We start from the raw sequence: 5396 nt of genomic DNA, 5'->3' as shown, positions 1-5396 counted from the left end.
ACATTGCCGCCGGCGTTGTCGATCGTCGAGACGAAGTCCTGCTGCTGGGTGATGGCCAGCCAGACGCCCTTGAACTGCATGTCGACGACCTTCCAGTTCTGGCCGCCGCCCAGCACCCGCCAGGCCACCGGCAGGGGCTGGCTGATCTGGCCGCCCGAGATCGTGGTGTTGACGATCACGTCGCCCGGCTTGCGCACGACCGAGCCGGTCACCTTCAGCGTCTCGCCGCGATAGTCGTCGATGCGGTCCTGATAGACCTTCTCGGCGTAGGCGCGGAAGGTCGGGACGAACCTCGCCTTCTGGTCGGGGGTGATGGTGCGGGCGTACTTGCCCAGCACGAAGTTGGTGATGCGCGGCACGTCGGCCAGTTCGTCCACCGCCTGGTGGAAGACCTGCTTCTTCTGCGCGTCGGCCATGCCCTTGTTGGCCAGGACCGAGATGACCCGCTGGGCCTTGGCCTGGACAAAGGCCTCGGCGCCCGGGTCGCGGGCCTGGGCCATGGCGGGCGCGCCGATCGCGGCGGCGCCGAAGAAAGCCAAAAGCGCGGCGCTGGCGCCGCGCCGGGTGGTGATCGTGTTGTTCATGGTCTTACCGGGAAAGGTCATGGCGTGGGGGTCGCCGCGGCCGCCGGAGCGTCCGGGGGCGGAGAGTCGAAATCGGGAAGGTCCTCGGCCTCGCCGGTGGCTTCGCGAACGAAGGCCTCGCGGTATTGGCCGTAGGCCGAACGGACCGTGACGTAAGGATCGGCCGTGTCCTTCAACGCGTGGAACGCCGGATCGGCCTGCGAGCGGACATCCAGGATCGTGGCGCCCAGGCGCGCCTTGCCGAAGTCGGTGCTGATCCCGCCGGCCACGGCGCTCACCGGGTCGGTGACCATGTCCAGCGCCCGGCCGACGCCGTCGCGGACGTTCAGGGGGCCCATCAGCGGCACATAGATATAGGCGCCGGGCCCAGCGCCATAGCGACCGAAGGTCTGGCCGAAGTCGGCGTCGCGGCGCGGCAGATGCATCTTGGCCGCCACGTCGAACAGGCCCAGCACGCCGACGGTGGAGTTGACGACGAAGCGGGTGGTCGAGCGCATGGCCCGCTTGGGTTTGCCCTGCAGCACCTGGTTGATGACGGTGTTGGGCTCGCCGAGATTATAGATGGCCGAACTCACCCGATTGCGGACGGGTCGCGGCGTCACGGCCATGTAGCCGTGGGCGATCGGCGCCAGCAGCACCTTGTCCAGGCCCATGCCCAGCTTGAAGGCGCCGCGGTTGAAGCCCTCGAGCGGATCATTGGCGGGCGCGATTCCCGACACGGGGGCGTCCTTGTCCTGGTCCCGGGCCTGGGCCGCCGGCGCCAGCGCCGTCAGGCTCGCGGCCAAGGTCAGTCCGGCGACGGCGAAACGCCGTCCGGCCGCCTTCCGGCGCGGGCTCTGGTCCAGGTGGCTCAAGCTCATGCTCCTGCTTCTCACACGCGCCATGTATTCACGTCGTCATCCGTATCAAGATTGAGGACGACTATTTCCGGTCGCATCCCGTTTCCCTGCGCCGATTGCGGGCGCACTGAGGCGGCGAGGACGCAGTGGTCGACGCGATCTTGCCGCCCACGCCCGCCTCCGCCTCGCCCGCGCGCGCCGCACCGGCCCGCCGGTGATTCGGTTGGAAATTAGATATATCGAAAATAGCTCTTGACCGAGAACATTTTCGATATATCTAACATTTCGATATAACGAAACGGAGTCGAAAAGACATGTTTGGACGACATCATCACCATCATCGGGGCCGCTGGGACGGCCAGGGCGACGAGCACCACGGCCGTCATCCCTTCGGCTTTCATGGTGGTCACCCCGGCCGAGGCCGTGGCGGCCGCATGGGCGGGCGGTTCTTCGATCACGGCGACCTGCGCTTCGTGGTTCTCAAGCTGATCGCCGAGAAGCCCAGCCACGGCTACGAACTGATCAAGGCCATCGAGACCGCCGCCGGCGGCGCCTACAGCCCCAGCCCCGGCGTGGTCTATCCGACCCTGACCCTCTTGGAGGAGCTGGGCTACGTCACCGCCAGCGACGCGGGCGGGGGCAAGAAGCTCTATACGATCACCGCCGAGGGCGAGGCTTTCCTGGCCAGCAACGACGCGCCGATCCGCTCGCTGTTCGAGCGCATGGCCGAGGCGGCGTCCGCCAGCGCGGCCTTCTCGCCGCAGATCCTGCGGGCTCGCGAGAACCTGAAGACGGCGCTGCGGCTGAAGCTGCACGGCGGCCAACTCTCGGCCGAGCAGATCGCGGCCATCGCCAAGGCGCTCGACGACGCCGCGAGCGTCATCGAAGCCATCTAACCGGAGGGACGGCCATGGAAAGCCACGCCCGCGTCGCCACCGACAAGGCGGCCCGCTACATGACCCAGCTGGCCAAGCACTGGAGCCATAGGTTCGAGGTCCGTTACGACGAGACCTCGGCCCTGTTCCCGCTGCCGCTGGGGACCTGCCGGATGGTCGCCCACGCCGACGGCCTGGACATCACCGTCGAGGCCGCCGACCTGGAGGGCCTGGTCCGCCTGGAGGACGTGGTGGCCAAGCACCTCGACCGCTTCGCCTTCCGCGAGGGCGAGCTGAGGTACGGCTGGACCCGCGCCTGGCCGGCTGGCGGCGTCGATCCGGCGGCGATCCGGATCAACGCCGTCCACTGAAGCTCTCAGTCCATCAGCCGGCGGGTGAGATAGACATACTCCAGCGCCTGGCGGCGGGCCGTCTCGGCCAGATTGGCGCTGGCGGCGTGGCCGCCGTCGATGTTCTCGTAATAGAGCACGCCGTAGCCCAGTTCCTCCAGCCGCGCGGCCGCCTTGCGGGCGTGGGCCGGGTGGACACGGTCGTCCTTGGTCGAGGTCTCGATGAAGACCTCGGGATACTTCTGGCCCGCCTTCAGGTTGGAATAGGGGTCGTACTTGGCGATCACCGCCCGCTCGGACGGTATGGCCGGGTCGCCATACTCGCCCCTCCACGAGGCGCCGGCCCCGATCTGGCTGTAGCGGATCATGTCGAACAGCGGCACCTGCACCACGACGGCGTTGTAGAGTTCGGGCCGCTGGGTCAGGGCGACGCCCATCAGAAGGCCGCCGTTGCTGCCGCCCATGATCCCCAGGCGTCGGGGCGAGGTGATCTTGCGGGCGATCAGGTCCTGGGAAACGGCGAAGAAGTCGTCATAGGCCTTCTGGCGATTGGCCTTCAGCGCGGCCTCGTGCCAGGCCGGGCCGAACTCGCCGCCGCCGCGGATGTTGGCCACCACATAGGTCCCGCCGCGCTCCAGCCACAGCTTGCCCATCACGCCGGAATAGGCCGGCGTCATCGACACCTGGAAGCCGCCATAGGCGTAAAGCAGGGTAGGGGCCGATCCGTCGTACTTCAGTCCCTTGGGCCGCACGACGAAGTAGGGGATCTTCACCCCGTCCGACGAGGTGGCCTCGAACTGCTCGACGACGTGGGCCCCCGCGTCGAAGCGGGCGGGCGAGGCCTTGACCTGCTCCAGCGAGCCGGAGGCCGCGTCGGCCAGCCAGTAGGTGGTCGGGGTCAGGTAGCCGGTGACGGTGAAGAAGATCCGGTCGTCGCGCTCCGACGGCGCGCCGCCAAAGCCGATGGACTCATTGGTCGGCAGGTCCAGCTTCGCGTGGGTCCAGCCCTTGGCTCCATAGTCGAAGGACAGGGCCGCGCCCTTTACGTTGTCCAGCAGGCTGACGACCATTCGGTTGCGCGTCGTGGTCACGTTCTCGACCGACTGCCGGGGACCAGGCCGGAACACCAGACTGGGCTTGGCGCCCACCGCCAGCGCATGGATGTCGTAGTCGAAGAGGTCGCCCGTCTTCAGGCCCTTTTCCGGCCAATCCTGCTCGAGCTGGAAGACGAAACGGCCTTTCAGATAGGCCTGCAGCGACACCTTGGCCGGCAGCGGCAGCTTCGTCGCGCCCTTGTCGGTGATCAGGTAGTGCTCGCTTTCAAAGAAGGTGACGCCCCGGTGGGCCATCACCGCCACGACCTTGCCGTCGGCGTCGCGCAGCACCACCGGGCTCACGGACACGTCGGTCTTCTGGCCGCGATAGACCTCGACCGCCTGGTCCAGCGTCTGGCCGCGCTTCAGGGTCTTCAGCACATAGGCGTAGCCGGAGTCGGTCAGCTCGCCGGGCGTCCATTCGCGGCCGACCAGCAGGGTGTCCTTGTCCAGCCATGCATAGTTCTGCTTGCCCTCGGGCAGGACGAAGCCGCCGTCCACGAAGCTTCGGGTCGTGGTGTCGAACTCGCGGACCGTCACCGCGTCCTTGCCGCCGTTCGACAGGGTGACCAGGCAGCGGGTCTCGTCCGGCGGCAGGCAGCTTACGCCCTTGAACACCCAGTTGGCGTTCTCGGCCTTCGAGAGGGCGTCGATGTCGAGGATCGTCTCCCAGGCGGGCTCGGCGGTGCGGTAGCTGTCCAGCGTCGTCCGGCGCCAGAGACCCCGCACGTGCTCGGCGTCCTGCCAGAAGTTGCGCAAGGTCCCGTCGCCGGCGAACGACACGCCCGGCACGCGGTCCTTGGCGTTGAGGATCGCCAGGGCCTTGGCCTCAAGATCGGCGTAGCGCGGATCGCCCTGCAGCACGCCCAGGCTGCGCGTATTCTGGGCCTTGGCCCAATCGAGCGCGCGGGTCCCTTCGATCTCCTCCATCCACAGATAGGGGTCGTCCTTGCCGAGCTCGGAGAGCGGCGTGCGGGCTTCCGTAGGCTTGGCGCTGTCGGCGGCGATCGCGGGGGTCAGGGTCATCAGGCTCGTGGAAGCAAGGAGGGTCAGGAGGAGCTTGCGCATGTAGGGATCCATCGGCGGATCGCCCAGCTTGGCCGACCTGCGTGGCCCGCGTCCACCCGTCCCCTGACTTGGCGCGGCTTTTCGCCTATATAGCCGCGTCATGAGCCGCACCTTCCTGAAGATGAACGGGCTCGGCAACGACTTCGTCGTCATCGAGACCCAGACGCAGACCTTTGATCCGACTCCGGCGGAGATCCGCGCGATCGCCAAACGAGACGGCGGGATCGGCTGCGACCAGGTCATCGCCATCGACCCGCCCAAGGCCGAGGGCGCGGCGGCCTATGTGCGGTTCTGGAATTCCGACGGCGAGGAAACCGGGGCCTGCGGCAACGGCACGCGCTGCGTGGCCTGGCTCTTGATGCAGTCCTCGGGCAAGGACGCGGTGGCCTTCGACACCGTGGCCGGGCGCCTGTCGGGCGTGGCCGCCGGCGAGAAGCTGGTCACCGTCGACATGGGCCCGCCGCGCCTGGCCTGGAACGAGATCCCGTTGGCCGAGGAGATGGACACCGCCCGGGTCGAGCTGCAGGTCGGCCCGATCGACGCGCCGTGGGTCCACACCCCGGTCTGCGTCTCGATGGGCAATCCG

At 67.9% G+C, this 5396-nt stretch carries 6 protein-coding genes; 3 read left to right on the top strand and 3 right to left on the bottom strand.

Going from position 1 to position 5396, the window contains the following annotated elements:
• The coding region (locus VJ655_RS15755) for an MlaC/ttg2D family ABC transporter substrate-binding protein (RefSeq protein WP_324112686.1) at nt 1-605 on the bottom strand (605 nt) is incomplete at its 3' end.
• Nucleotides 602-1444, bottom strand: coding sequence for an MlaA family lipoprotein (locus VJ655_RS15750; protein ID WP_414646991.1), 843 nt, complete (start codon nt 1442-1444; stop codon nt 602-604). The genes VJ655_RS15750 and VJ655_RS15755, both read right to left, overlap by 4 nt.
• Nucleotides 1445-1737: 293 nt before the next feature.
• Between VJ655_RS15750 and VJ655_RS15745 the strand changes: the two genes are divergently transcribed.
• Nucleotides 1738-2319: a PadR family transcriptional regulator gene (locus VJ655_RS15745; protein ID WP_324112682.1), complete on the top strand. Its 582-nt coding sequence runs from the start codon at nt 1738-1740 to the stop codon at nt 2317-2319.
• A gap of 14 nt (nt 2320-2333) precedes the next feature.
• Nucleotides 2334-2669: a DUF2218 domain-containing protein gene (locus tag VJ655_RS15740; RefSeq protein WP_324112680.1), complete on the top strand. Its 336-nt coding sequence runs from the start codon at nt 2334-2336 to the stop codon at nt 2667-2669.
• Between the two features lie 5 nt (nt 2670-2674).
• Here the strand turns inward: VJ655_RS15740 and VJ655_RS15735 are convergent, their stop codons facing one another.
• Complete coding sequence (locus tag VJ655_RS15735; protein WP_324112678.1) at nt 2675-4810, bottom strand: prolyl oligopeptidase family protein; 2136 nt, start codon at nt 4808-4810, stop codon at nt 2675-2677.
• A 100-nt stretch (nt 4811-4910) separates the two neighbouring features.
• On the opposite strand from VJ655_RS15735, the gene VJ655_RS15730 reads away from it, so the two are divergent.
• Nucleotides 4911-5396, top strand: a 486-nt coding sequence (locus tag VJ655_RS15730; protein WP_414646990.1) for a diaminopimelate epimerase, incomplete at its 3' end; no start/stop codon positions are given.

Source organism: Caulobacter sp. (assembly GCF_035254145.1).
Lineage (GTDB): Bacteria > Pseudomonadota > Alphaproteobacteria > Caulobacterales > Caulobacteraceae > Caulobacter.
This window is presented reverse-complemented; position numbering and strand designations above follow the sequence as displayed.

Excerpts from the sequence above, each read along its gene's own strand:
- VJ655_RS15750 (WP_414646991.1), bottom strand. The coding sequence starts at position 1,444 with ATGAGCTTGAGCCACCTGGACCAGAGCCCGCGCCGGAAGGCGGCCGGA.
- VJ655_RS15745 (WP_324112682.1), top strand. The coding sequence starts at position 1,738 with ATGTTTGGACGACATCATCACCATCATCGGGGCCGCTGGGACGGCCAG.
- VJ655_RS15740 (WP_324112680.1), top strand. The coding sequence starts at position 2,334 with ATGGAAAGCCACGCCCGCGTCGCCACCGACAAGGCGGCCCGCTACATG.
- VJ655_RS15735 (WP_324112678.1), bottom strand. The coding sequence starts at position 4,810 with ATGCGCAAGCTCCTCCTGACCCTCCTTGCTTCCACGAGCCTGATGACC.